Source organism: Treponema phagedenis (assembly GCF_008153345.1).
Classification (GTDB): domain Bacteria; phylum Spirochaetota; class Spirochaetia; order Treponematales; family Treponemataceae; genus Treponema; species Treponema phagedenis.
The window spans coordinates 1,004,705-1,030,174 of record NZ_CP042818.1; the positions used below are offsets into that span (position 1 = coordinate 1,004,705).

Annotated in this window: 18 protein-coding genes and 1 pseudogene; 7 read left to right on the top strand and 12 right to left on the bottom strand. The window is 40.0% G+C overall.

Going from position 1 to position 25,470, the window contains the following annotated elements:
• Positions 1–7 precede the first annotated feature (7 nt).
• The 4 genes and pseudogenes from FUT79_RS04375 (at position 8) to FUT79_RS04390 (ending at position 3,134) form a co-directional block, all read left to right on the top strand.
• A complete protein-coding gene (locus tag FUT79_RS04375; RefSeq protein ID WP_002699462.1) occupies positions 8–511 on the top strand; it encodes a CinA family protein in 504 nt (167 codons plus the stop codon).
• A gap of 435 nt (positions 512–946) precedes the next feature.
• Positions 947–2,212, top strand: a pseudogene (gene rho / locus FUT79_RS04380) (transcription termination factor Rho); the annotation flags it as partial.
• 224 nt (positions 2,213–2,436) lie between these two features.
• Positions 2,437–2,640 carry a 50S ribosomal protein L31 gene (rpmE, locus tag FUT79_RS04385; protein WP_002699458.1) on the top strand — a complete coding sequence of 68 codons (204 nt, stop codon included), beginning with the start codon at positions 2,437–2,439 and terminating at the stop codon, positions 2,638–2,640.
• A gap of 62 nt (positions 2,641–2,702) precedes the next feature.
• Entirely contained in the window at positions 2,703–3,134 is a 432-nt protein-coding gene (locus FUT79_RS04390; RefSeq protein ID WP_244951133.1) for an NfeD family protein, read from the top strand.
• A 68-nt stretch (positions 3,135–3,202) separates the two neighbouring features.
• Here FUT79_RS04390 and FUT79_RS04395 read toward each other — a convergent pair whose 3' ends face one another.
• Entirely contained in the window at positions 3,203–4,333 is a 1,131-nt protein-coding gene (locus FUT79_RS04395; RefSeq protein ID WP_024752318.1) for a hypothetical protein, read from the bottom strand.
• 393 nt (positions 4,334–4,726) lie between these two features.
• On the opposite strand from FUT79_RS04395, the gene pyk reads away from it, so the two are divergent.
• Both pyk and FUT79_RS04405 read left to right on the top strand, forming a co-directional pair.
• Positions 4,727–6,487 carry a pyruvate kinase gene (gene pyk, locus FUT79_RS04400; protein WP_148879135.1) on the top strand — a complete coding sequence of 587 codons (1,761 nt, stop codon included), beginning with the start codon at positions 4,727–4,729 and terminating at the stop codon, positions 6,485–6,487.
• 912 nt (positions 6,488–7,399) lie between these two features.
• Complete coding sequence (locus tag FUT79_RS04405; protein WP_148879134.1) at positions 7,400–8,815, top strand: MATE family efflux transporter; 1,416 nt, start codon at positions 7,400–7,402, stop codon at positions 8,813–8,815.
• A 566-nt stretch (positions 8,816–9,381) separates the two neighbouring features.
• Here the strand turns inward: FUT79_RS04405 and FUT79_RS04410 are convergent.
• Genes FUT79_RS04410 through FUT79_RS04430 form a run of 5 tightly spaced genes read right to left on the bottom strand, consistent with a single transcriptional unit; the run spans position 9,382 to position 15,797 of the window.
• A complete protein-coding gene (locus FUT79_RS04410) occupies positions 9,382–10,614 on the bottom strand; it encodes a PNGase F N-terminal domain-containing protein (protein ID WP_148879133.1) in 1,233 nt (410 codons plus the stop codon).
• Positions 10,615–10,618: 4 nt separating this feature from the next.
• Positions 10,619–11,617 (bottom strand): carbohydrate ABC transporter permease, encoded by a 999-nt coding sequence (locus tag FUT79_RS04415; RefSeq protein ID WP_002701048.1) that lies wholly within the window; start codon positions 11,615–11,617, stop codon positions 10,619–10,621.
• On the bottom strand, positions 11,610–12,521 hold the full coding sequence (locus FUT79_RS04420; protein ID WP_002701049.1) for a carbohydrate ABC transporter permease: 912 nt from the start codon (positions 12,519–12,521) through the stop codon (positions 11,610–11,612). The genes FUT79_RS04415 and FUT79_RS04420 overlap by 8 nt, the downstream gene beginning before the upstream one ends.
• Complete coding sequence (locus FUT79_RS04425; RefSeq protein ID WP_148889313.1) at positions 12,518–14,995, bottom strand: DUF5696 domain-containing protein; 2,478 nt, start codon at positions 14,993–14,995, stop codon at positions 12,518–12,520. Before FUT79_RS04425 ends, FUT79_RS04420 begins: the two co-directional genes overlap by 4 nt.
• 10 nt (positions 14,996–15,005) lie before the next feature.
• Positions 15,006–15,797 carry a Yip1 family protein gene (locus FUT79_RS04430; protein ID WP_148889316.1) on the bottom strand — a complete coding sequence of 264 codons (792 nt, stop codon included), beginning with the start codon at positions 15,795–15,797 and terminating at the stop codon, positions 15,006–15,008.
• Positions 15,798–15,845: 48 nt separating this feature from the next.
• On the opposite strand from FUT79_RS04430, the gene FUT79_RS04435 reads away from it, so the two are divergent.
• Complete coding sequence (locus FUT79_RS04435; protein ID WP_024751992.1) at positions 15,846–16,862, top strand: IS5 family transposase; 1,017 nt, start codon at positions 15,846–15,848, stop codon at positions 16,860–16,862.
• 77 nt (positions 16,863–16,939) lie between these two features.
• Here the strand turns inward: FUT79_RS04435 and FUT79_RS04440 are convergent, their stop codons facing one another.
• From FUT79_RS04440 to FUT79_RS04465, 6 genes are all read right to left on the bottom strand, one after another.
• Positions 16,940–18,310 carry an NHL repeat-containing protein gene (locus FUT79_RS04440; protein WP_148889318.1) on the bottom strand — a complete coding sequence of 457 codons (1,371 nt, stop codon included), beginning with the start codon at positions 18,308–18,310 and terminating at the stop codon, positions 16,940–16,942.
• 4 nt (positions 18,311–18,314) lie between these two features.
• Entirely contained in the window at positions 18,315–19,247 is a 933-nt protein-coding gene (locus tag FUT79_RS04445) for a carbohydrate ABC transporter permease (RefSeq protein WP_002701053.1), read from the bottom strand.
• Positions 19,244–20,146, bottom strand: coding sequence for a carbohydrate ABC transporter permease (locus FUT79_RS04450; RefSeq protein WP_002701055.1), 903 nt, complete (start codon positions 20,144–20,146; stop codon positions 19,244–19,246). Before FUT79_RS04450 ends, FUT79_RS04445 begins: the two co-directional genes overlap by 4 nt.
• On the bottom strand, positions 20,139–23,036 hold the full coding sequence (locus FUT79_RS04455) for an extracellular solute-binding protein (RefSeq protein ID WP_148879860.1): 2,898 nt from the start codon (positions 23,034–23,036) through the stop codon (positions 20,139–20,141). Before FUT79_RS04455 ends, FUT79_RS04450 begins: the two co-directional genes overlap by 8 nt.
• Positions 23,037–23,640: 604 nt before the next feature.
• Positions 23,641–24,108, bottom strand: coding sequence for a 6,7-dimethyl-8-ribityllumazine synthase (gene ribH, locus FUT79_RS04460; RefSeq protein ID WP_044635038.1), 468 nt, complete (start codon positions 24,106–24,108; stop codon positions 23,641–23,643).
• An 18-nt stretch (positions 24,109–24,126) separates the two neighbouring features.
• Positions 24,127–25,329 (bottom strand): bifunctional 3,4-dihydroxy-2-butanone-4-phosphate synthase/GTP cyclohydrolase II, encoded by a 1,203-nt coding sequence (locus FUT79_RS04465; RefSeq protein ID WP_197071904.1) that lies wholly within the window; start codon positions 25,327–25,329, stop codon positions 24,127–24,129.
• Positions 25,330–25,470: the final 141 nt, after the last annotated feature.

Below are 25,470 nucleotides of genomic sequence, written 5' to 3' on the forward strand. Positions count from 1 at the left end.
TCTTGTGATGACTAATGCGGAAAAAGTTTTTAAAGCGCTGAAACGACAGAATAAAATGCTGATTACTGCGGAATCTCTTACCGGAGGTTTGATAGCGGAGAAAATAACTGAAATTTCAGGTGCATCCGATGTGCTTTGGGGGGCCTTTGTGGTATATAATCCTGAGGCGAAACAAAAGCTTTTGGGAATTTCTAGCTCATTTTTAAAAACTTATGGTATTGTGAGCGAAGAAACCGCAAAGAAAATGGCGGAAAACGCTTTGAAAAAAATTGGAGACTGTAACAAAAAACTGGCTTATGCAATCGGCATTACGGGAATCGCAGGCCCTACCGGGGGTACTCCCGATACTCCTGTCGGAACGGTATGTATCGGTATTGCAGAAAAAGCAGGTGATACTATAATTGTAAAAACAAAAATTGAGGTTTTTTCAGGGTCGCGAAATGAAATTCGGGAGAAAGCAGCTGAAACCGCTTTGAGCTTACTTTCTAAGTACTTGACAGAAAAAAAATAAAAGAGTTATAATAGAGAAGCTTCCCTATTATAAAAGAAAATCAGGCATTATTATATATTCTGCAAACTAGTGATTTATATATACATTTACTATACATTTTAACAATGGAGAATTCCAATGACAGTAATTAAAGTCCGTCGTTCATCTGAGGCTGCTGAAAATTCCGGTGATATTACCGGTGGACAAGGAGAATTGAATTTAGAGGCTGAAACTTTGCAAGAACAAACGGAAATGAAGGTTGACGAACAAGAAGCGCAGGAAGAGACTGAAAAAAAACCTGCACAAAAACCGCGTATTCGTAAACGCGCCGCGCAAGGTGCGTCTGCCAGAAGCTCTGCGGCGGGTAGATCGCGAAAAACAGCCGCTGCAAAAGCGCTAACAGAAAGTGCCGCAGATTCTTCAGAGAGTGCTGAAAATATCGAAAATAAACCGAAACTTGTTATCAATGATTTAACCATGATGGGATTACACGCATTGCGCGATATTGCATCGCAATACGGTATTCCGCACGAAGACATGGTTGCAATGAAAAAACAGGAAATTATTTTTTATATTCTTAAGAATCACACTGCTGCCGGCGGCATTATTTTTGCCTCCGGCTCTCTTGAAACTTTGCCGGACGGGTACGGGTTTTTGCGGTCTCCTCAAAACAATTATTTGCCCGGTTCGGATGATATTTATATCTCTCCCAGTCAAATCCGGCTATTCAATCTTAAAACCGGGGATACGGTATATGGGCAAATACGTTCTCCAAAAGAGGGTGAGCGATTTTTTGCGCTTTTACGGGTAGAGTCGGTAAACTTTGAAGATGTTTCAAAATCACAAACAAGGATCCCTTTTGATAACTTAACGCCGCTTTATCCGAAAGAGAAGTTGAATCTCGAAACGACCACGGAAGAGATTTCGACAAGGATTATGAACCTGTTTTGTCCTATTGGAAAAGGTCAGCGAGCGTTAATTGTTGCACCTCCCAGAACCGGTAAAACAATCCTTATGCAGAAAATTGCGAATGCAATCACTGAAAATCATCCCGAAGTGTATCTGATCGTCTTGCTTATCGACGAGCGTCCTGAAGAAGTTACCGATATGGAGCGAACGGTAAAAGCGGAGGTTATTTCTTCAACTTTTGATGAGCAGGCAACACTTCATGTGCAGGTTGCAGAGATGGTGTTAGAAAAAGCAAAGCGGCTTGTGGAGCATAAAAAAGATGTGGTTATTCTTCTTGACTCAATTACTCGTCTTGCCCGCGCCTATAACCAAACAGTACCCACGTCGGGTAAAGTGCTTTCTGGCGGTGTTGACTCTAATGCCTTGCACAGACCTAAACGATTTTTCGGTGCGGCACGTAATATTCAGGAAGGGGGAAGCTTAACTATTATTGCAACCGCTTTGATAGAAACCGGAAGTCGTATGGATGAGGTTATTTTTGAGGAATTCAAGGGAACCGGAAATATGGAAATAAGTCTTGATCGAAGATTATCCGATCGCAGACTTTTTCCTGCAATTAATATTAAAAAATCGGGCACAAGAAAAGAAGAGCTTTTGCTTACCGAGGAAGAGTTGCAGCGTATTTGGGTTTTGCGCAAGGTTATCAATCCAATGGATGATGCGGAAATCATAGAATTGCTTATTGATAAAATGAAAAAAACAAAAGATAATAAAGCTTTCCTCAACTCAATGAATACAGGAGCCCTTGTCTAAAATTATAAAAAGAAGTATATTAGTGTCAAAACCAAACAATGTTTTTAGCTATTGAAAACCATCAGTCAAAATGAATCGCAAAAAATTTTGATAAACAGGCAAGTTTACGTTAATGCTTGCGCTTATCCGATGTGTTTTTGTTTTATAGTAAAACATCACGTATAAAACTGTGTTTTTTAGGTTTGATCTTGAAAAACATATAAAAATTTTTATGGGAGCGGATTATGCAAAAGGATATTCATCCTCGTTATGAAGAAACAAAGATTACCTGCGCATGCGGGAACGTTATTGAAACAAAATCTACGGTAAAAGATCTGAAGGTGGAAATTTGTTCAGCCTGCCATCCCTTTTTTACCGGAAAACAAAAGCTTGTTGATACGGCAGGACGTATCGATCGGTTCAAAAAGCGATATAGCATTAAAGATTAAAAATATAATGCAAAGTAGTTATGCTACTTTGCATTATATTTTTTGACTTTGGACAGGTACTTATGGAATGGTATATTTGGCTTATCATCGGAATCGCCTGTATAGGACTTGAATTAGTAATACCCGGCTTGGTAATAATCTTTTTCGGGTTCGGTGCCGTAGGGGTAGGGTTGTTAACCTTTATTCCGTTTGTTGATCATTATCTATGGGTACAAATCTTTCTTTTTATTATATTTTCTTTTTCATCTCTCTTTTTTCTTCGGAAACGATTTACCGGGGTTTTTACCGGCACAGTTTTCGGTGAGGATATCAAAAAAGATGCAGCGAATGAATTTGCGGAAGTGATTGAAGAAATAACTCCGCATAAAGAGGGTCGTATAAAATATGCCGGAACAACGTGGAATGCCCGCTCGTTATCGGAAGAACTTATTCCGCCAGGGACTTCGGTTCGGGTTTTACGTCGCGAGGGCATGGCCTATGTGGTAGATGTATAGACGATCAGTGCCTTCGCCAACGACAATTATTATAAAACAAAACTTTAGTTAATTTTTAATAGCATAATTTACATGTTATATTCATAAATTCGGTATGTAATATACTGTTTTGCGCCGAATTTTTCTATGTCTTTTGCCATAAATTGATTATATTCCCATACTTGTGAGCCTTCCAAATGAATAAAACCTTTTGCAATCGCATTTTGATGGGACTGTAAATAAATTGCAGGAGCGACCCCTTTGCTTCGATATGCAGGGTCAACAAACAATACCAGCATCCTCACTGATGTGAGTCGCTTTTTATACCACAGAAATTTTAAAAACCCAAAGGGGAAAATTCTGCCCTTCATTTTGCGCAAAATCTCATTATAATTGGGAATAGTAATATTAAATCCGATCGGCTCGTCTTTATCGTTTCTTGCAATAAAAATTAAATCAGGATCAGCAAAAGGCGCTAGCTGCTTTACAATCATGTCAACATCGCCTTTAGTTATCGGCATAAAATCTTCCCACTCATCCGGTAAGGAATTTTGTAAAACTTTTAGAATATCTGCTGAATCCCGCTCTAAACCTTCTTTTAAATTTATTTTATCAAGGCGAAAGTGAAAGCGTTCCATGAGCTTTGGGATAAGAGCCTGATAGCGGCTTACATCAATTTTTCTTAAATCCGCATAATATGCGTAACAATCGCAGTATTTTTGAAAGCCATATTGGGTAAAAAGGTCGTTATAATATTGATGATTATAAATATTCATAATAAAAGCCGGCGTATCAAAATTATCGATAATCATTCCTCGTGTATCATCCCCTGCCGGCAAAGACATCGGCCCCTTGATTCTGTTCATTCCTCGTTCTTTAAGCCAATCCTTTGCATAATCGAACATGGCTTTTGCAACCTCAAAATCATTGATACATTCAAACTGAGACAGATAACCGGTATGCATATTTCGATATGCATTAAGGTGTTCGTCGATTCCTATTAAAAGTCTGCCAACTGTTTCACCGTTTTTTTGAGCTATTATTTTTACGTGTGGACCTACATCTAAAAGCATATTATTAACACCGCAAACATATTTTTTATATTCGCTTATTAAAGGCGGGCACCAGTTTGGATTATTTTTATAAATTTTAAATGGAAGCATCGTAAATTCATGCAACCTTTTACCTTTTTCTATGTTTAAAATAGTAACGTTACTCATATTGAATCCTTAAATAGTAAATCCGTCGTTTCAAAAGGCATTTTGAATCGACAGTGATAGTTTTCTTGTTACAGCTATATGCGCAACAAAACACAATAACCATACGCAAGTGGTTAAATATCGACTAGATAATGTTTGCGGTAGGCTATTAAGGTCACTGCTTGAATTTTACAGGTATCAATTTTCAAGGTATAACTCGATAAATACAATTAAATTCAGAAGCCGCTTATTCTAACTTTCACCACATTAAATGTCAATAGTTTTGTGTTCAGTCTTTTTATTAGGGGTTTTGCTCACTTTACTTTATTCAAATGAATAGAATTTTTTTTTTATATACACTATACTATAGTTCTTATATAAATAAAGATTCAAATACGTAAATAGGAGACTTTTATGAAAAAAACAAAGGTTGTTTGTACAATCGGTCCCGCATCGGAATCCGAAGAGACGCTTAGAAAAATGTTTAAAGCGGGTTGTAATGTGTGCCGTCTTAACTTTTCACACGGTTCGCATGAAGAGCATCAAATAAAGATTGACAGAATTAAAAAGCTCCGCACGGAAATGAATTTGCCTATTGCAATTATGCTTGATACAAAAGGTCCTGAAATTCGATTAAAAACATTTGCAAATGGACCTGTGGACTTAAAACAGAATCAACTGTTTACGCTCACAACGCGCGATATAATTGGAGATGAGACAATATGCAGTATTACTTACGCAAATCTTCCGGCAGAATTGACTGCAGGAGATAGAATTTTAATTGATGACGGTTTAGTAGAGATGAACGTGCTTAAAATAAAAGACGGCACCGACATTATCTGCACGGTTATCAACGATGGAGAAATCAGTAATCATAAAGGTTTGAATATGCCCGGAGTAAAAGTGCGATTGCCTTTTTTATCTGAAAAAGACATTTCCGACATTCGTTTTGGCGTCAAAAATCGAGTTGACTTCATTGCCGCCTCTTTTACTCGGACAGCGGATGATGTACTGGAAATACGGCGCGTGCTGGAAGAAGAAAACGGTAACGGAATTAATATCATTGCAAAAATAGAAAACCAGGAAGGGCTTGATAATATTGATAAAATATTGGAAGTTGCAGACGGCATTATGGTTGCACGCGGAGATCTTGGAATTGAAATTCCGCCGGAACAAATTCCTTTAGCACAAAAACGTCTTATTCAAAAAGCCAATATTGCGGGAAAACCGGTTATCACCGCTACGCAAATGCTTGAATCTATGACAAGAAATTTACGTCCCACGCGAGCGGAAGTTACCGATATTGCCAATGCAATTTTGGACGGCACTTCGGCAATCATGCTTTCAGGAGAAACCGCTGCAGGGCAGTATCCGGTGCAAGCGGTAAAAATGATGTATTCAATTGCGGAAACTACCGAAGCTTCATTAGACTACGAAAAGCTCCTTTTGAACAGTTTTTCAAAACACGCGCTTACCACCACCAATGCTATTGCGCGGGCTACCTGTTCGACCGCCTTGGACTTGGAAGCGCATGCAATTATTGCCGCAACCTCATCGGGCGACACCGCACGGGCAATTTCTAAATTCAAGCCCAAAGCACCGATCATTGCGGTTACCTATTCGGAAGAGGTAATGCAGCGCCTTTCGCTCAACTGGGGGGTATATCCGCTTCTTACAGAAAAATTTACTTCTACTGATGAACTTTTTGAAAGTTGTATAAAAAAAGCGAAAGATGCGGGCTTCTTAACAGACGGAGATCTTGCCATCCTTACCGCCGGAATTCCGATCGGTTTGGCGGGCTCTACCAATATTCTTAAAATTGAAACCGTAGGAAAAATTCTTTTGAAAGGGAAGGGTGCAGGATTAAAAAAAATTATAACCGGCAGAGTCTGTATTGCCAAAGATTCTAAACAACTGCTGGCAGACTTTAAAGACGGAGATATTATTGTTGCAAAAGAAACAACTGATGAGATAAATCTTGTCATTGATCGGGCTTCCGCGATTATTACCGAAAACGGAAATCTTGCAGGTCATGCGGCAATTATGGGGATGCTGCTTGCAAAACCGACCGTCATTGATGCAAAGAATGCTTGCGATATTCTTACAAACGGAGAAATTATCACTCTCAACGGGAGCACCGGAGTTGTGTTAAAAGGTATTGCGAAAATGTACTAATATCAGCAATACCCGCTTGCGAGTTCAGCATTTTTATGGTGAACCGCCGCAGCTGGTGCCGAGTTCATGCAGAAACGACGATTTAAACGCATAAACTTTTTCACCGGTTTTTAAAACTCACGGAGTTATTTTGATAATGTAGCCTATGTATGTAGGAGCAAATTGCGTTAGCGAACGAAGATGGTTTTGCACTTTTTCAAGTGCGAAACCGTTTTTTTTGAATGCCAAGAGAGCACTAAACGAGTGTAGCGTTTTTTTAATAACTCGATCCGCTTTTAATGCATCTTACAAGAATCAAGACAATTTTATAAACAAGAGTCAGACACAACGGTTTAGTTTTTGCCGTCCGTGGCAAAAACTAAACTGCGAGTTTTAAAGCTTTGCAAACAGTCTTGCTTTAAAACATCGCTTCTGTTTGGAACCACCGCCGTCCATGGCGGTTCTGATTTTGACTTCCGTGTCAAAATGAAACCTTGTGAGTTTGAAAACTTCGATTTAAAATTTGTTGTAGGAGTTTTCAAACATCGCTTCTGCATGGAACTACGGGCGTCCGTGCCCGTTCTGAGTTTTGACGTCCTTGTCAAAATTAGGTCTGCAAGTTTTAAAGCTTTACAAATAGTCTTGCTTTAAAACATCGTTTAGAATTTAGCAACGGTGAGTAATTTACCATAGTAATGTTTAATTCGGTAAGCTTTATTGTCGATACATTCTCGAATATGACTTAATTACAAAGCATTATACAGAGGACATTTTTATAGTGGCTTGATAATTGGAGATTACTCTCTTGAAGTAATTTTTTATTCGTGTTATATTAGCGGAAATTATTACGGCAGAACTGCCACCGGGTAGAAGTGCAAGATTTCGTTAGGTCATTGAAGAAATCTTTGCACTTTTTTTTTGCTGTAAAAAAATTTGATAAAGATAAAGCAGTTTTTGGAAGATGATCCTTCCGGTTTATCAATGAGGCTCGGTTTTAAAATCAATTGCGGAAATACTATTGATTTAAAGAGTTTGGCAGAGGGGGATATGTTAAAAACATTTTTTAAGTACACAATTTTGAGTATTTTGAGGATGGTGGGCATAAGTGCGTTTGTGTTTGCGGATACCTATTTTGTATCAAAAGCATTCGGTGCGATAGGACTTGCAGCACTTAATATTTCAATTCCGATTGTAAATATTGTCAACGGAGTTGCTTTGATGATTAGTATTGGCGGAGGAAGTGCGTTTTCTATTTTGCGGGCTCAACAGGATATTGAAGGTGCCAATAAAATATTTTCACTCACTGTCAATACAGCCTTGGTAATCGGAATTGTATTTATGAGTATTGGGATTTTATTTTCTGAAAACCTTGCAAAAATTTTTGGTGCTGATACTGATACGCTCGCGATGAGCCTTACGTATATCCGGACAATTTTACTTTGCGCTCCGGTAAATATGATAAACAGTATTCTAATTTCTTTTTCAAGAAACGACCATAAACCTGCTCTTGCCATGGTTGGAGTTATGGCAGGCGGGCTTACCAATATTTTATTTGACTATCTTTTAATGTTTCCGCTGCAAATGGGAATGTTCGGCGCAGCTATTGCAACCGGCCTTTCTCCTCTTGTCGGAATAGCTATTATACTGTTAAATAGATTTAAAGATACCAGCAATTATCGCTATATAAAAACCGCGGAGGTTAAACCGCTTGGAAGAATTATAAAACTCGGTACACCCTCATTTATTACGGAGCTGAGCGGTGCTTTTGTTTTGATACTCTTTAATCTTATAATTCTCAGCATAAGCGGGAATATCGGTGTTGCAAGTTACGGTATTATTGCCAACATCTCATTTATTGTAATTGCAATTTTTACAGGACTCGGGCAAGGCCTTCAGCCGATTGCTTCAGCAGCGTATGGCGTAAAAGATATGTTTCGTTTACAGCAATATTTGAAATTCGGCATCATAGCTGCCCTTTTTATCTCTGCGATTATGTACGCCGTTCTTTTTATGTTCACAAAAGATGTTGTCACAATTTTTAATGCAGAAAAACTAATCGAGCTTGAACAAATTGCATCCAGGGGAATCAGAATATATTTTTTAGGTTTCTTTTTTGCCGGAATGAATATTGTTGTCTTATTATATCAAGCGGCAATTGAGCGGGTGCACTCATCGTTTTTAATTTCTACGTTACGCGGCTTTGTAGTAATCTTTTTCGTTGTCCTTCTGACCAGTAAGCTATGGCAGCTTGATGGTGTGTGGATAAGTTTTGTTATTACCGAAGGAATTGTTTTTATTACCTCATTGATTATATTGCAAGTTGAAAAAAGAAACATAGAAAGAGCATAAAGAAAAATTGGTTAAAAATTTTTAAACCTATTGTAAAAATGATCTTTATGAATAAGTTTATCATTGAACTTGACAATGTTTACAAAGCAAGGATGAACGGTCGGGATAATAACTTCTGAAGAGTAAAATAAAAAGCTGTGATTATACGGTGGAGTATTGTTCCGCAATCAATTTAAATTTATATCCGATCTGAGTATCAATAATGCCGATGTGCCGGATGGCAGATTTTGCAATCATTAAATAACACAAAATTATAAAATTGAAGCTTTTAAACTCGCAGCTGTGATTTAATAAAAATACTAAAAATCACAGCGAGGCGGTGGTTCCAAGCAGACAGGTTAGTTTTTGCCACAGACGGCAAAAACTGAACTTACCCCAAAAATTGGAGAGGTGGCGGGTAAGTTTTTTAAAACTTGCCCGCCGGTACCGTGCTCATAATTTCTGCGGCATAATACCGTCAGACTCGGAAAACCCGGCGGTTTGTAGGTGCTGAGTTCCGGCTACCGAAGAGTAAAACCGGACTTTGCGTATACGCTTCAAACCGCAACGCCCTAAAAATAAATTTTTCAGTATTCGTACACCAGATAGGCGGAGACAAGCCAGTGGTTATATTTGTCTTCGTAAAGGGGCTGAGCTCCCGGAATGGAAACCGAGAGCTTGTGCTGCCCAGAGTCTATGTTCAGCGGAATAATAACGGGCGGGACATCGCTTCCCGGACACCAGTTTGAGCGGGAAAGATCGGAAGAGGCAAGCGGTTCTTCAATTTCTTTTTCTATGCGCTGCCCCGACTCGCTGAACACCTTTGCGGTGCGCTTTTGCATCCACACTCCCGATGAGGGATTAAAGCGGCGATAGGCGGCACAGTAATTTTTCCATGGTGTAAACCGGTGCACTTCTTTCTCATCGATTGAGATACTATTTTCCCGCTTAACAAATTCATCTCCGCCCGAATGTCCGCCATGTCCTGTTGTAATGTAATGAAGACGAACGTTCTTCGCTCCTCTCGGAATGGTAAAGGGTACGCTCACCGTTTTTCTGCAAAAGATGTCGGGGATTTTTTGTCCCAAATAATACACCGTATTCATAAGCGGCAGCACTTTTTCATTTCGGATAGTATCGCCGGCTGCGGTGCTTTCCGTGATGTTTATATCAGCGGAAACCTTATAGCCTTCCTTTGTCCAAGTATCAACCCAAATGCCGATGTAGGTTTCGCCTTTTAGCAAAGAATATAATTGCGTAATGTCTTCAGACCATTCAACCTGTTCTTCCCAGCTGTCTACATACACCGGTTTGTTTGTTGTATCATTACTGAAAAAGCCGACACCGAAGGGCGTCATAAACCGCATTGCTTCCACAACGGGCAGATAGTCTTTTCCGGGAACAATGCCGACAAAGTTTTCATATTTTTCAGAATCAATTTCGGGAAAGCTATGCTGCTCTTTTGCAATCGTCAAAAAGTTAATAAGCGAATCTTTTGGAATAATAAAACAGGAACCGCTTTTATCCCAAGGGTCTCCCGCCGATTTTAATTTAATCGTAAGCGTAACCGAAACATTCCGCTCATATTCGGGTACATTTATTTTTTTTAAAATGATTCTGCCGTTTCCGAGCTTAATCAAAGAATCTTTTTCATAACAGCCGTTCGGCACAATATCGGGATTAAAAAAAACAGGTTCCCAATCAAAAATTGTCATAACAGTACTTCCTTTTGAAACGGCAAAAGCCGATTGTTTGTTTTTTGGGGTGCAATTTACTAAAAGAAAAAACACCGCAATCAAAGTAAAAATTTTTTTCATCATACTCCTAACCTACCAACCCGGAGCGTTCAACTCCTTGTACAAATTTCTTTTGTATAATTAAAAAGAAAATAATCAACGGTAAAAATACCAGCAGCGCAGCCACCCGTGAGATTGCATCTTCATACACGGGATTTTTTAATAAGAATGCAAAATTCGGCGGGATTTGCGTACTGATCGCTGCAATTGCTTCATCAATCGAGGCGGCAGCTTTGGTAAAGGCTAACATTAAATGATTGGTATTCCGTTGGTCAAACAGCTTGATAAAATATGCATCATTCCAATTCCATGCAAAGGACAGTACGCAGACTGTCAGGATTGCCGTTACCGAAGAAGGAATAACAATCTTGGTAAATGTTTGTATAAAACCTGCTCCGTCAATATACGCAGCTTCTTCCAGAGCTTTTGGTAAGCCGCGAAACGATTGCCTGAAAATATATACGAATAAGCCGCCTTTTAATCCCATGCCGAACGCCGCCATAATATAAATGGAAGTAGAAGAGTTTAAAAGGTTCAAAGGTGCTCCGGTAATAAGCCGAAATATTCCGAGAATATCAAACTCTTTAAAATACAGATACTGCGGAAGCATAAATATTTTTACCGGTACAATGATTGTCAGCAGCACACAGACAAAGAAAAAGTCTCTAAACCGAAAATGTAATCGTGCAAAAGAATACCCCGCCATTGCAGCGCAGACTGTTTGCAGTACGGTAATAATTGCGGTGTGTAAAATTGTATACGGCAATGAGGTTTTATAATGCAGCACCAAATAGGCAACATACCAGTTTTCGACAGACAATCGTGTCGGCACCCATACCGCGGTTGATAACCCTAAGTCTAAAGGATACGTAAAGGCTACTACTATATTTTTTAACAGCGGCGCTAAGATTAAATAGCAGAGACAAATAATTAAGACAGTTCTGATGAGTGTAACAAAAAAATTATTTATTCTTTTTTTAAGTACAAACGGATTGATTTTTTTTGTAAAAATATTTTTGTCATTCATAATAGAACACCCTTTTGCGTAATAAAAAAATAGTGAGGCTTACAATAACAACCACCGTTATCAAATACACGGCGCTCATCGCCGCACTTAAACCGTATTTTGATTGCCCGAATGCAAGTGTGTAAAATCGATCCATCAGTTCGGAGCGCATAAACAGGTCTGCAAGCGTATACACTGTGCAGGTAAGAATCATCGGAGAAACCATCGCAATTGTTATTTTCCAAAATGTTTCATAGCCGGTAGCACCTTCTATTTCCGCAACCTCATAGAGTGCGGGCGGGATGCTTTGCAAAGCGGAAAGAAAAATCAGTATTTGTATTCCGCTTAATGAAACAATCTCAAAAATATCTCCAACCGCTTTTAAGATGTACCGCAAAAACGGAGCACCCGCTTCAAAACTTGAAAATATATTGACAAGAATTTGCAGATTATATATTTGTTCTCCTTGATCAAGATTCCCAAGCTGCAATGCGGAAGTGTCGGCAATGCGCTGTGAGAAAAGCCCCGCAGCTAATACAATCGGAATTAAAAATATTGCACGCACAATTGAGCGTCCGAAAAAATGTTTGTTTAATAAGACCGCACAGAGTAACGAAAACAAAATAACTAATGGAGTCATTGCTAAAACCTGTAAAAGGGTTGCAGCCAATTCCTTATTAAAAGTAGGGTCAACACCGAAGGCATAAAAATAATTTTTTAATCCCAGAAAAGTCATATCAAGACCGCCGAGGGGTTTTATGCTCACTTCATGGAAACTATAGATAAACACTTGTACAAGAGGAACTACAAAAAATAAGAAAAATCCGAGAAGCCACGGCAATAAAAACATAAATCCCCAAAACGCGGTTTTTTTCTTAAATGAGAGTTTATCATACCATGAACGTTTTTTTATTTTTTCCGTCATACGGGCGCCCCTCCTTTTATAATTGTATAATTTTGAGCCTGTACTTCAACAGATCCGTTTGTCCAGTTTTTATTTCCGTAATTTACATACACGGTTACGCCGTTGCTGTAATCAATTTTTTTAACGTCCTTTGTAATCACCGTATGTAAAATAATATTCGCATTTTTTACCTCTTGATAAAATACATTGTAAGAATGATACAACCGGATTGCATCCTGTATCATATCCCGATAGTACACGGAAAATTCTTTTGTAAGCTCGGAGTCTTGAATATTATGGAATACGGTTTCTTTTTTGTATGAAAAACAAAACCGCGGAGCAGAGCGGGTTTCAATCGCATACAAAAAAGAATTTTGAATACCGAGACTTGCATTGCTATTCCATGAATCCGAAGAATACGGAATACATCCGTCCAATACCAACTGCACAAAAGGAACCGCAGTATCCGTTACCTCAAGCTTATTGCTGTTTGAAGGAAGGCGGTTAATATACCGCGCGGCAAACAGTGCGTAACTATTCGGATTATCCAAAACCAAGTCATAAGAATTTTTTAAAATTGATAATGCGTTTTGATATTCAGGCCGCGCATGTATGCGAGAGATGTTTTTTTTGCGATTATAATCGGGAATAAGATTGGTCGCCAAATCTTTGATATGCAGCATCGAAGGTTTAAAACTATTCATTGCCGTGACAGTTGTTTCGGCATACGAGCTGATAACATGCGGAGAAATATAATAGGTTGAATATGGCAGAGTTTTTTTAAACATAGTATTTTTTTCAAAATATACAATATCGGCATAATCTCCGTCATGTTTTCTTGCCGCCATTTTAATCGGTTTAAATTTTTTTGACGTATACACTCTTCCCATGTTGATCGAAGGAGCAAAAAGATTTGAATCGGCTGCTATTGTATTTTGTAAATCAAGATAATTTTTTTTACTGCCGATTCCCGATACAAAACTGATCTTTGAAAGAGCGGAGTGATTAACACCGCTGTTAAACAACCCGTCAAATAAAACCGTGATGTTTTTTATTCCGGCATTTTTAAGCGCTTCATAAATTTCTTTTCCCTGCGATAAGGTTGTCGCTGTTACTGTTGACGTATAGGGAATTCCCAAAAAGAATTTTGTTTTACGCAAGGCGCCAATCAGTTCAAGAAAGAACGGCGAATCGTTTTCTTTTGGATATACGGAGATTGCATTTTGCTCAATAAGATATTTTTGATATTCTTTTGCCATCGCCGTATAGTTTGCATCCTTTCCGGATAAAAATCGATAACGCACAACAATGTCTCCCTTGTATACATCGCTTGGGATACGAGGTGTTGTAACGGTTTGATTCCCGAATAAGGCAACATTTTCAACATCAAGGAGAGTGAAGCGGCTGCTAATCCTGTTAAACTCATTACTCCTGCCGCTGATATCAGCAACGATCTCCGCAATTTCCGCACCCTTTTCAATAATAGCAAAAACTGCAAAATCATTTTTTTTCATTCCGTACACCGGCAAGGTAACCGGATAATTATTTTGGCGGAACCGCTCGGCATATTTTAACGGGTCTCGTCCGAACACGGTATCCTGATAGGATAAGGCATTTGTTTTTCCGTTATTAAAATAAATTAAAGCACCTGAACCGTCGGGCACCAAAAAATAACCGCTGTCTTTTTCTTCCGCCGATAAAAGATAGGGCGTGAACTCAATCATTTGCACCGGGTTATCCGTGGTTGTTTTGATTTTCTCTACCGGTACGCGCACAAGAATATCTTTTCCATCTAAAACGTACTCCACCGTTATCTTAACGGAAGGATTTACATACTGTGTTTTATATCCGTACTCCGCATTATCTTCCGCCATGTCATCTTTAGTGTACTCGCTTTTTTCAAAGATAAGAGAATGCAGGCGATTGATCGCAAGAGTTCCCATAGTATCCGTTGCGCGAACCCAATATTTGTTTTGTACCACGCGGTAATTATCTCTGAATAATTTATCATCACGGCTGGAAAGTTTTGGAAGTAAAAGCTTTGTGTATTTTTCAACCGGTATCATTTTCGGTAAATCATCAACCGTCAGAGAATCATCTCCCAATGTCATTTGTAAAGAAACACCGTTACTAATCGGAGTAATTTCAAAGCGATTAAAACTTGTGCTATAAGAAAAGCTGTCCATTGAATTAACGGTTCCCTGTCTGAGGTTCGACATATAGGTAACAATGATATTTGATTTTTGCACATTTTTTGTAGCGGCACTTCCTTCTATGCCGTCAAACCTGATAGATTGCAAAACCTGATTTGTTTGTTTATGCATAAAAGAAACTTGCATATTTGTTTTATCAATGGATATTTTCCAGTACTCATTTTCCGCAAGCGGTTGTATTGTTTCATCGGAAAAAAGAGCGGTAATTTGCGCAAAGAAAAAAAGCAGAAAAAAACCAAGGCGAAGTGTAAAAAATTGATATCGTATATTTTTCATTCTCATGCTTTCCTCTTTAAAAATATTTTAATAAAATTTCTTTTACCAGCGTGGTGATAAAAAACACCACATCTCCCGCAAGCGACATCATAATCATTAGAATAAATGTAATCACCATCATAGAAACAATGGTCAATAAAACAGCGGCAAGCGATTTTGAAAAAGAATAGTCATGGATGACCACTAAGCCGATGAATAAATAAAACACAAACATCACCGCTCCGATTACGCTTATGGTTGTTGCAATGCTGATTTCATCCATGATAAGAACATTGCTTAAACCTAAGGAAATAAGCCGCAAAACTGAGAACGGAAAGAGCGCATACATAGTTACCAAAAAGATTTCTTTAAAATGCCCTTTGCCGTCAAGTAAGGTTGTAACGCTCCAGTTTGCAACAATAAAAAGTGCAACAGGGAATATAGTTATTGCCGCCAGAAAAAGACTGTTTACTTTATACGGATCATTATTGTTAATTAAAAATCCCGTATACACATATTCCATAATATTGAGTAAGGCGGAAAAGCATAATACAAAAAATGCAAAGCCGTAACTGCCTGCCCCCTCATGTTTAATTTCTCCGAATGTTTTAAAGGGGCTTCCCAAAATACGCATTGGAAATTTCCACGCCGTGTATATAAACCTTTTAACTCTTTGATTAGTGATTTGTATAATCGGCGGATGTTTTTTTCTGTATATCGCATAAACCGCTTTGACTAATGCAATGGCAATAAGCGCTTTAAAAAAAACAGGAAACCATATTTGCAATTTTTGATTTCTCACCTTTGCAAACGATTTACTGTAGGGCACCTCTAAAAACCCCCTTTAAAAAAGATTAAAAAGATGATAAAATGAGGTATGAAACAAAAAGGATTATTTGATGAAGAAGATCGTTTAAGAGTATTAAGTAAGCTAGGAGATAGTCTTGAAAAATTAAACGAAAAAATAAATTGGGAAATATTCAAGCCCCTATTAAAAAAAGCATTAACTAAAGAGCCAAAAGGTTTAGGCGGAAGACCTGCATACGATTATGTAATGATGTTTAAAATAATAATTTTACAAAAATTATACAACATAAGTGATGACCAAACGGAATATCAAATAAACGATCGGCTATCCTTTATGAGATTTTTAGGATTGGAATTAAAAGATAAAGTACCCGATGCAAAAACAATATGGCTTTTTAAAGAAAAACTCATTGAAGCGAGAGTATCAAAAAAATTATTTGAAAAGTTTGGAAAAGAATTAGCTAAAAATAACTTAATAGGAAAAGAGGGAACGATAATAGATGCGACAATAGTAGAAGCACCGATACAGCATAACAGCAAAGATGAAAATGAACAAATCAAAAACGGAAAAATTCCTGAACAATGGCAAGAAAAACAAAATAAGGCAAAATTATCGCAAAAAGACTGTGATGCGAGGTGGACAAAGAAGCATAAACGTAATTATTACGGTTATAAAGATCATATAAAAATAGATAAAAAAAGTAAGCTTATATTGAAAGCAACGGTAACAGCAGCCAATGTTCATGATAGTAGAGAGTTAAAAAATTTAGTTGAAAGGAAAGATGAAAGATTATACGCAGATAGTGCCTATATAGGAGAAGAAATAGAGGGGATTTTAAAAGCGAAAGGGATAGAAGGACAAATTTGTGAAAGAGGAGCAAGAGGGAAACCTCTTACTAAAAAACAAAAAATCGGTAACAGAAAAAAATCAAAAATACGGGCAAGAGTTGAACATGTATTTGGCTTTATGACAAACTCAATGAAAGGTATCTATGTAAGAACGATAGGACTAGCTCGTGCAACATTTTCGATAATAATGATGAACTTAACATACAACTTATGCCGATATTGCTATCTAAAGAAGTAAAATGAGAGAGCATATAGGTAATAAAATGGAAAAGTAAGAGAACTAAGATAAAGAATCCAAGTTTTACACTAGACAATTTATAAAAAAGCTACTAAAATAATAAATAGGTACACTAAAAAATAGGTTTTTAGAGGTGCCCTGTAATACACTCTGTCTCCGCCAAGCTGCAAATATTCAAGGGATTGCGCATAGGCTCCTTGCCGTAAATACGCTCTGCCCATTCCCGAATAGGCAAGCGGAAAGTTATGATTATAATGCAGCACTTCCTGCCATTTTTTCATTGACTCGGTGTGATTAAAATTGTATTGATGAAACACCGCCTCGTTTAAAACCTTGCCGTACTCGGTTGGTTCAAATACTTCGATTGATTGCGAAAGAGCATCAAGCACAATAATTTTATCTCCGTCAAAACTGAGGTCAACCGGATTTTGAAAATAACCTGCTTGATCTCCAAGTCCTCCGAAAATAAATAAAAGAGTTCCGTCTTCGTTATATGCAAACACACGCGAGCGAATAGAATCTAATAGAATAAAAACTCCGCTTTCGTTTGAATCGACTGCAATGAATTCAGTTTTGCCGGTGGGGATTCCGTATGCCTGCCGATTAACTCGTATATCAAGGTCGCCTTCGGGATATTGCTTACTTGTTATGCGTAAAATATTTTCACCCTTTGCATTCAGTTTTTTAACTCTCTGCTTTTCATCTTTTCCTTGAATGGTTGCAAATATAAATCCTTCATGGCTGATGCAAAGGTTTGAAAAATCAGTCGGCAGCCACAGCGATTGCCGCCTGCGCTGTTCGGCTGTTGCCAGTCTCCGCCAAATCAACTCAACCGGAGAAAACGAAACCTTATTCACACCGAAAAATTTAGAAAAGCTTCCGTCTGAATTCAGCTCGACAATACCTTCGTACATGCCCTTTGCAACAACATAGATTCTTCCCGAGTTATCAACAACAAGTTTTGAAGGGCGGTACAGCACATTTTCAAATCCGTAAATTTTCGGGCGCGCAAGAATTCTTTTTAAAGAACCGTCGGCGTTAAAATGCAGTATTCTGCCTTCTTCCGCTTGCGCAATATAATAGTCTTCCGCTTTTGTTACAAACATTCCGGAGCAGTGCCGTAGCGGCTGTACTGCTCCGTCAACATCCGTATACTCGATTATTCGTTTTTGAAACTCAAAATTTTTATTAAAAATAATTAACTGTTCTGCGCAAAGCACATAGATTGCGGAATCCGAAACACAGACATTGCATAAGTGAGCAAGGTTCTCAGTTTGCGGGATATCTTTTGCGGTGATGGAATTGCGATGCACATAAGCGGGAGGAGCGGGAAGCACTTGCCGAAACTCTGAATAAATATAATTTGAGGAGCCTTCCCGTATCGGATCTGCAAAACAAAAACCGCTCAATAATAAAATCGGAATACATAAAAAACGGAATCTTTTCACAAGCTTAATCCTTTATCCCCGATGTTACCATTGTCTGCAATACGTTTGACTGCGAAATAATAAAAACAGTAACCGGTATAATAAACATTAAAAGAGAAGCCGCCGCAAGTGCACCCGCTCTGGCTATTGCACTTCCGCTTGCCGCAATTTGAGATAGCATTGCCGCAATCGGTTTTATACTCTCTTTGTAAATATAATTGGTGCCCGTTGTTCCCCAAAGCCCTTGAAATGAAATAATAAACAAGGTAATCCATGCGGGCTTTACGGCGGGCATTACAATTGTCCAAAGCATTTTCATATAGCCTGCTCCGTCAACCTTTGCCGCATCAATAAGTGCGTTTGGAACCTGACTCATAAAGTTACTCATTAAAAAGAGTCCGAGCGGAAGCGCAAAGGCAGGAAAAATAATCGACCAATAGGTATCGATGAAGCCGAGCTTTGCCATAATAACATAACTCGGTACCGCCGTTACCGAAGGAGAAAACATTAATGCCATCACAATGATTTTTGAAATAAGTGCGTTGCCGGGGAACTGAAATTTTGCAAGCGGGAATGCTGCCATTGAGGCAAGAAAAATATACCCAAAGGAGCCGACAAGCACAATAAAAAGCGTGTTAAAAAAATACCGTAAAAGAGGCACCAGCGAATTGGCAAATATTTCAAAAAGGTCGGCAAAGTTTCCAAGCGTGGGCTGCATGACAAAAAGTTTCGGCGGAAAAATAAAAAGCTCATTGATGGGCTTAAAGGCATTGTTAATCATAAACAAAACAGGAAATAAAGAGAGTAATGCAAAGAGTACTAAAAAAAGCAAAAGCAGCACACTGCCTGCAACACTGCGATTGCTATGCTTGTTTGTAAAAAAATTAACTATCGATGCTTTCAGCATTCGCCGCCGTGCGGTTGCGGAAAGCACCGGTTTTTCTTTTGACTGTCTCATGTTCCAACCTTCCTCAGCATTTTCTGTACTAAATTATTTAAGCCGAGCATTAAGAAAAATAACAACACCGCTATCGCCGATGCGTAGCCCATCTCAAGGCGGATAATTCCGTAATCATTAAGATGGTTGATAATTGTATGCGTTGCATAATTCGGCGACGGAAAGCCCGTAAGCGCAACAGTTACATCGGCAACCGCAAGCGATCCGGTAACGGACATAACAGCTCCGAACAAAAGCTGCGGCTTCATATTCGGCAGCGTAATAAACCAAAGTTCTTGCCAGCGGTTGCGCACACCGTCAATTTCGGCAGCCTCGTATTGCGATCTATCAACCCCTTGCAGCCCCGCTATAAACGAAAGAAAGCCGACTCCCAAACTCATCCACAGAGAAACCAGAATCACAATGCTCATCATGTATTTTTCATTTTGCAACCAAAGCATCGGCTCTTTAAGAATGCCCCAGCTAAGCAGCTTCGCATTTAAATATCCATACGCATCGCCTGAAAAGATAAGCAAAAAAATCATATACGCATTGCCCGATATTGAGGGTGCATAAAAAATTACCGTGAACACTGTCCTGAGCCCACGCGGTAATTCATTGATTAGCCATGCCATTAAAAACGAAAAAATATATCCGAAGGGGCCGATGATAAGCGCCATAATAAACGTGTTCTTTACCGCTTTTAAAAATATCGGGTCAGAGAGAAAAAGTTTGGTATAATTATCAACGCCGATAAATTTAGGCGGCTGCAATACATTGAATTGCGTAAAACTGAAATATACCGAAATTACAATCGGGATAATTGTAAAAAGCAAAAAGAAAAACAAAAAGGGAAACATCATTGCATACAAGGTCTTATGTTCTTGCACTGCTTTTTTTAATCGTTGCAATCTACTCATGTTCGGTTCCTTTCTGCGGAGAATCCAAACCGAACTCTTCCCGTTTTATTTGAATCTCCTCATTGATTAACTGTATGTTTTCAAAAAGCACATCGGCAGGATTTTCATAATTGGTAACCACCGTTAAAAACGCATTCCGCACATATCTGCCGGTAATGTATCCGCCGGGAACCTGCGGTATGCCGCGCAAATCTTTCAGCATTGCATTAAGCGCCTTTGTAACTTCAATCGGCCAAGGAATTGCGTGAAATGCTTTTAAGCTTGCAACAGGATACCTTCCCGCCGGCCCTAAAATAGATTCCATTGAACGCGCAAACTTTTGCTGCGTGTCTCCGTTTGTCCACCAACGCAAAAACTGCCAAGCTTCCTGCACTGTATCTTTTGCAAGCACCGTACGCTTTAAAATCATGCCGGCGCCGGTTACGCAGGGTGTGTCCCGTCTAATGCTGCCGTCTTTTTGCCGCGTGCCGGGTACCGGTGCAATTGACCAATCGCCGCGAATCTCCGGAGCGGATACACTGAGCCGTGTATATGTCGAAAGGTCTACCATACCGATCGGCACTTCGCCAAGCCGGAAGCGGGTAACAAAATCAGCTTCCACCGGAAAGTTATGCCACGTATAAAACTGCGTCCACCACTTAAAAGCTTCGTATGCCGTCTTTGTGTCAAAACTGCATGCGGTACTGTCAGGCGTATAAATATCGCCGCCGGTTTGGTACAACCGCGATAAAAAAATACTATTGATTGCCGCACCTGTTCCCATACTCACCGCAGCGCCCAAGGATAAGGGAGAGGCGGTATCCAAATAAACCTCCATATAGTTTCTTTGTAAATCGGGAATCAGGGCAAGCAAGTCTTCCCATGTTTCGGGCACTGAAAGATTCAATGAATTGAAAATATCCTTGCGATAATACATGACGGGAAAACTCATCTGGTCGGGCAAGGCATAACAGCCTCCGTTAAAATAAAATGAGTCCAGTGCTGCGGGCAAAAAGTCTTGTATTGTTTCGGCAAAATCGGGAAAGTTTGTTAAATCATATGCGGCATCGCGGAAAGCAAAATTGACCGGCGCCGTATTTGAAATCTGAATGGCAACATCGGGCCCGTTTCCGGTAAAGGTTGAGGGCAAAAGCATATCCGGATTGATAAGCTTTAAATTTACCTTTACGCCGTACACCGGCTCAAAACTTTCATTGATAAGCCTTCTGATAATTTCCAGTTGATCCCTGCCGGTACTGAGCCAAACATCAATGCTCTTTCCTTTAATGCCGGTATTTCCGCTTGCCACCGTATAATCATTGGTAAAAGAGCCAAAAAAGGCTCGAACCTTATGCACCAAAAACTGGAAAAAATTACCTTCCGCTTGAATGGGCGGCGCATTTTTTCCGGACACAATAATATAATCAAGCACAAGCGGCTGCTTGGTTAAATCCATTACCGCCTTTCCCATTGCGGTAATGCTTTCCTTAAACGAAACCAAAAACTGCACCACCTGCGATTCATTTTCGTCAAAATTTTTAAGCACGGAGAGCATGCGCACAATCCCCGCGGTGCGCTCATTCTCTTGTCCCATCTCCGCAATAAAGTCAGCCAAAATCGACTGTAAATTACCGGTCGAAGTTTGCACCGTTTCCCGCAAGTCGCTCACTCTTGTGTACAACTGATAATCGCGGTACACATCGGGGGAAGAGCCGGTAATAGAAATTATCTTTCGATACAGCTCATTTAAAACCGCTGTTTCCCGCTCCAAACGCTGCAAAATAGAGCCCAGCTTTCCAAGCGAAACTTCTAAGGTCAGAGTATTATCGCCTTCTTGCAGCAAAAGCCAGTATTCGTGCGGCTCGGCACCGCCGCTGCCCAAATACGCAAACTGAAACGAGGTATCATAATAAAAACGCAAATCGTCCGCTTCGGTAAACGGAATATGTCCGTTCACTCGCAGCCGCCGGGTTGCATACAAACCGCGCAAAAAGGACTGCTTAAAACGGAAGCCCACCCGATACAAACCCGTCTTCGGCACTTGCAGTTTCCAACTGATAAAGTCCCCGACCTCGCTCCACGATTCTCCGCCTACAGTATTTAAAATAATATACGAGGGATCATACGGTTCGGAAAGAGGCGACGTTCTGTCGTTAATCGGATATATGCCCTGACTTGACTTTGCCGCCGTATCCTCCGCCTGTATTTTTATCGGCTCAATATCCGCCGGCTGAAATCCCGCCTTTACCGCTTCATCGTAATACGCCGCGTATAATGGAAGCTTTTCCGCCGCCTCTATGCGCAATTCTTCCAGCAACATCCCTTCGCGCAGCGCATTCAGTCTGATCGTATTTTCGCCTTTCTGAAAATAAAACATAAAAGGCTCAAGCGTATAGCCAAGCGGATCGCAGCAAACCACTGTTTGGCGTTGGAACAGTTCCTTCTGTGAGGGAAACGGCTGATTACCCTTTACCTGCTTATAATCCCTGCTCACATCATTCCAAAGACGCGGAAAGCGCAACGTTCCCGCCTCCTTAAACGGAACAGCCCCGTTAATCAAAACGGATCGCTGCAAAGCTCCGCCCGTACCTGCGCCCGCAACATAGGTAAGCGCAATAGTATACCCGCCTTCTTTGGGCAAATACACCCGATACTCCGCCCAACTGTCCTCGTCCATCTGCAAAACGCCGCCCGCCTTTTGCGCGGTACCGCTTTCCGACACCTGCGCATACTGAGCCGCACTAATTGTAATACTTTGTCCGCTTTTTTCATTACCGGGAGAAGAAAAACTTTCTCCCGATGCAAAATTCTGTATGTAGTAGGTACTATAAGGAATAGACTCTTGCGCCAATGCGCCCAAACTCGCATAAAAAAGAAAAAAGGCGAACAGCATCCGTCTGCTCTGCTTCACACCGTCACCTGCATAAATTAAAAATATTCTATATTATTTAAACACGGAAATCATCAAAATGCAAGGAAAAATTTTTGCTAATCGGAAAAGCGATACAATACCCCTGTTTACCAAAACAAAATTTTTACATTTGCTCTATTTATAACTTTACCGGCAGCCTACTGTTTCTTTAATTCATCTAATTATGAAACATAAAAAATTTATATAAAAAGAGCCCGACACGGCGCAAGGGCGAAGTTTTAGAAATTCGCTTTACTTCGCCTACGAGTTTAAAAGCTTCAATTTTACAGTTTTGTGTTGATGCTTTTAAACATCGTGTGGAATTTTGCAAGGGCGAAGTTTTAGAAATTCGCTTTACTTCGCCTACGAGTTTAAAAGCTTCAATTTTATAGTTTTGTGTTGATGCTTTTAAACATCGTGTGGAATTTTGCAAGGGCGAAGTTTTAGAAATTCGCTTTAACTTCACCAATGAGTTTTGCAACGGTGGGTAAGTTTACCATAGGCAAAATGCCCCGCCGCCATAAAAATCGATTATAAAACTCTGTACTGACCCCCGACACTCCACATACGGGCAGGTCGGGGAAGAAAAATTGTTTTGCAATCTTTACGCTTCAATTTCGCGAATGAGGTTGACCATTTCAATTGCACCTAAAGCGCAGTCGTATCCTTTGTTGCCCGCTTTGGTGCCGGCGCGTTCGATTGCTTGCTCAATGTTTTCCGTGGTGAGGACTCCGAACATGACAGGTGTTCCGGTTGCCAAAGAGATTGAAGCAATCCCTTTTGACACTTCATTGCATACGTAATCATAATGCGTGGTGCTGCCGCGGATAACCGCCCCGAGGCAAATGATCGCATCATACTTTCCGCTTTTTGCCATCTTTGATGCAATGATCGGGATTTCAAAAGCGCCGGGCACCCAAGCTACCGAAATGTCATCTTCCCGTACTTCGTGGCGGATAAGTCCGTCCATCGCTCCGCTTAATAATTTTGCGGTAATAAATTCGTTAAAGCGTGCGGCGACGATTCCCACCCTGATTTTTTTTGATACTAATTTTCCTTCAAATGTTTTCATCGTAAAATCTCCTCGTAATTAAAAACTTAAAATATGTCCCATGCGCTCCTGCTTTGTTTTAAGATAGCGCAAAGAATATTGAGTTGTCCCAACCTGAATCGGTACGCGTTCCGCAATCTCCATACCGAACTCGGAAAGTTGATACACTTTATCCGGATTGTTTGTCAGCAATCGTATACTTTTTACACCTAAATCTCTTAAGATTTGCGCGCCGATATAATATTCTCGTTGGTCTCCCGCGAAGCCGAGTGCGAGGTTTGCTTCCAAGGTATCCATGCCTTGCTCTTGCAGTTCGTAGGCTTTTAATTTATTGATGAGTCCGATACCGCGCCCTTCCTGCCGCATGTAAAGTAAAATACCGCGCCCCTCTTCTTCAATTTGAGACATGGCGGAGGCAAGCTGTTCTCCGCAATCACAGCGAAGGGAACCGAAGGTGTCGCCGGTTAAGCATTCGGAATGGACTCGGGTAAGGACATTTTTGCCGTCTCCGAGTGTTCCCTTTACCAATGCGACGTGATGTTCTCCGTTCAGCAAATTAACATAGCCGTATGCAACAAAGTTTCCGTAACGCGTCGGCATTTTTGTTACGGTTACCCGGTTTACCAGTTTCTCATGGCATTTGCGATAATTCTGTAAATCTTTTATTGTGATACATTTGATATTCCATTTTTTTGCGAGCTCCATAAGTTCAGGCTGGCGCATCATTGTGCCGTCTTCGCGCATAATTTCGCAGCAAAGGCCGCATTCTTTTAATCCTGCCAAACGACACAGGTCAACAGTTGCTTCGGTATGTCCGTTGCGCTCAAGCACGCCGTTCTTTTTTGCAAGCAGGGGAAACATATGACCTGGTCTGCGAAAGTCTTCCGGCTTTGCATTATCCGCAACACAGTGCAGTGCCGTTACGGATCGCTCTGCGGCGGAAATTCCCGTTCTGGTAGATACGTGATCAATCGAAACGGTAAAAGCTGTTTCGTGATTGTCAGTATTATGCCGTACCATTTGCGGAATCTGTAATTTATGCACCAGCGCTTCAGACATGGGCATACAGATAAGTCCTTTGCCGTGAGTTGCCATAAAATTAATATTTTCGGTTGTGGCAAATTCAGCTGCACAAATAAAGTCGCCTTCGTTTTCGCGATCAGGATCATCGGTTACCAAAATGATTTTACCCTTTCGCAACTCATCAAGCGATTCTTCCACCGTGTTAAATTCAAACATCATTCACTCCTATATAAAAATTTTTGAGGAATCATCAGAGGCATTCGCCTCTGTTCTGCAAGGAAATTGATCGTGCTATCCGCTACCGCGGAATGCGGATCAGATTCCGAAAAAAGTTTTTAGCCCGTAGTTTGTAAGACAAAG

Bases quoted from the DNA above. Each gene is read 5' to 3' on its own strand.
- FUT79_RS04375 (WP_002699462.1), top strand. From the start codon at position 8: ATGACTAATGCGGAAAAAGTTTTTAAAGCGCTGAAACGACAGAATAAA.
- rpmE (WP_002699458.1), top strand. From the start codon at position 2,437: ATGCAAAAGGATATTCATCCTCGTTATGAAGAAACAAAGATTACCTGC.
- FUT79_RS04390 (WP_244951133.1), top strand. From the start codon at position 2,703: ATGGAATGGTATATTTGGCTTATCATCGGAATCGCCTGTATAGGACTT.
- FUT79_RS04395 (WP_024752318.1), bottom strand. From the start codon at position 4,333: ATGAGTAACGTTACTATTTTAAACATAGAAAAAGGTAAAAGGTTGCAT.
- pyk (WP_148879135.1), top strand. From the start codon at position 4,727: ATGAAAAAAACAAAGGTTGTTTGTACAATCGGTCCCGCATCGGAATCC.
- FUT79_RS04410 (WP_148879133.1), bottom strand. From the start codon at position 10,614: ATGATGAAAAAAATTTTTACTTTGATTGCGGTGTTTTTTCTTTTAGTA.
- FUT79_RS04415 (WP_002701048.1), bottom strand. From the start codon at position 11,617: ATGAATGACAAAAATATTTTTACAAAAAAAATCAATCCGTTTGTACTT.
- FUT79_RS04420 (WP_002701049.1), bottom strand. From the start codon at position 12,521: ATGACGGAAAAAATAAAAAAACGTTCATGGTATGATAAACTCTCATTT.
- FUT79_RS04425 (WP_148889313.1), bottom strand. From the start codon at position 14,995: ATGAGAATGAAAAATATACGATATCAATTTTTTACACTTCGCCTTGGT.
- FUT79_RS04435 (WP_024751992.1), top strand. From the start codon at position 15,846: ATGAAACAAAAAGGATTATTTGATGAAGAAGATCGTTTAAGAGTATTA.
- FUT79_RS04445 (WP_002701053.1), bottom strand. From the start codon at position 19,247: ATGAGACAGTCAAAAGAAAAACCGGTGCTTTCCGCAACCGCACGGCGG.
- FUT79_RS04450 (WP_002701055.1), bottom strand. From the start codon at position 20,146: ATGAGTAGATTGCAACGATTAAAAAAAGCAGTGCAAGAACATAAGACC.
- ribH (WP_044635038.1), bottom strand. From the start codon at position 24,108: ATGAAAACATTTGAAGGAAAATTAGTATCAAAAAAAATCAGGGTGGGA.
- FUT79_RS04465 (WP_197071904.1), bottom strand. From the start codon at position 25,329: ATGATGTTTGAATTTAACACGGTGGAAGAATCGCTTGATGAGTTGCGA.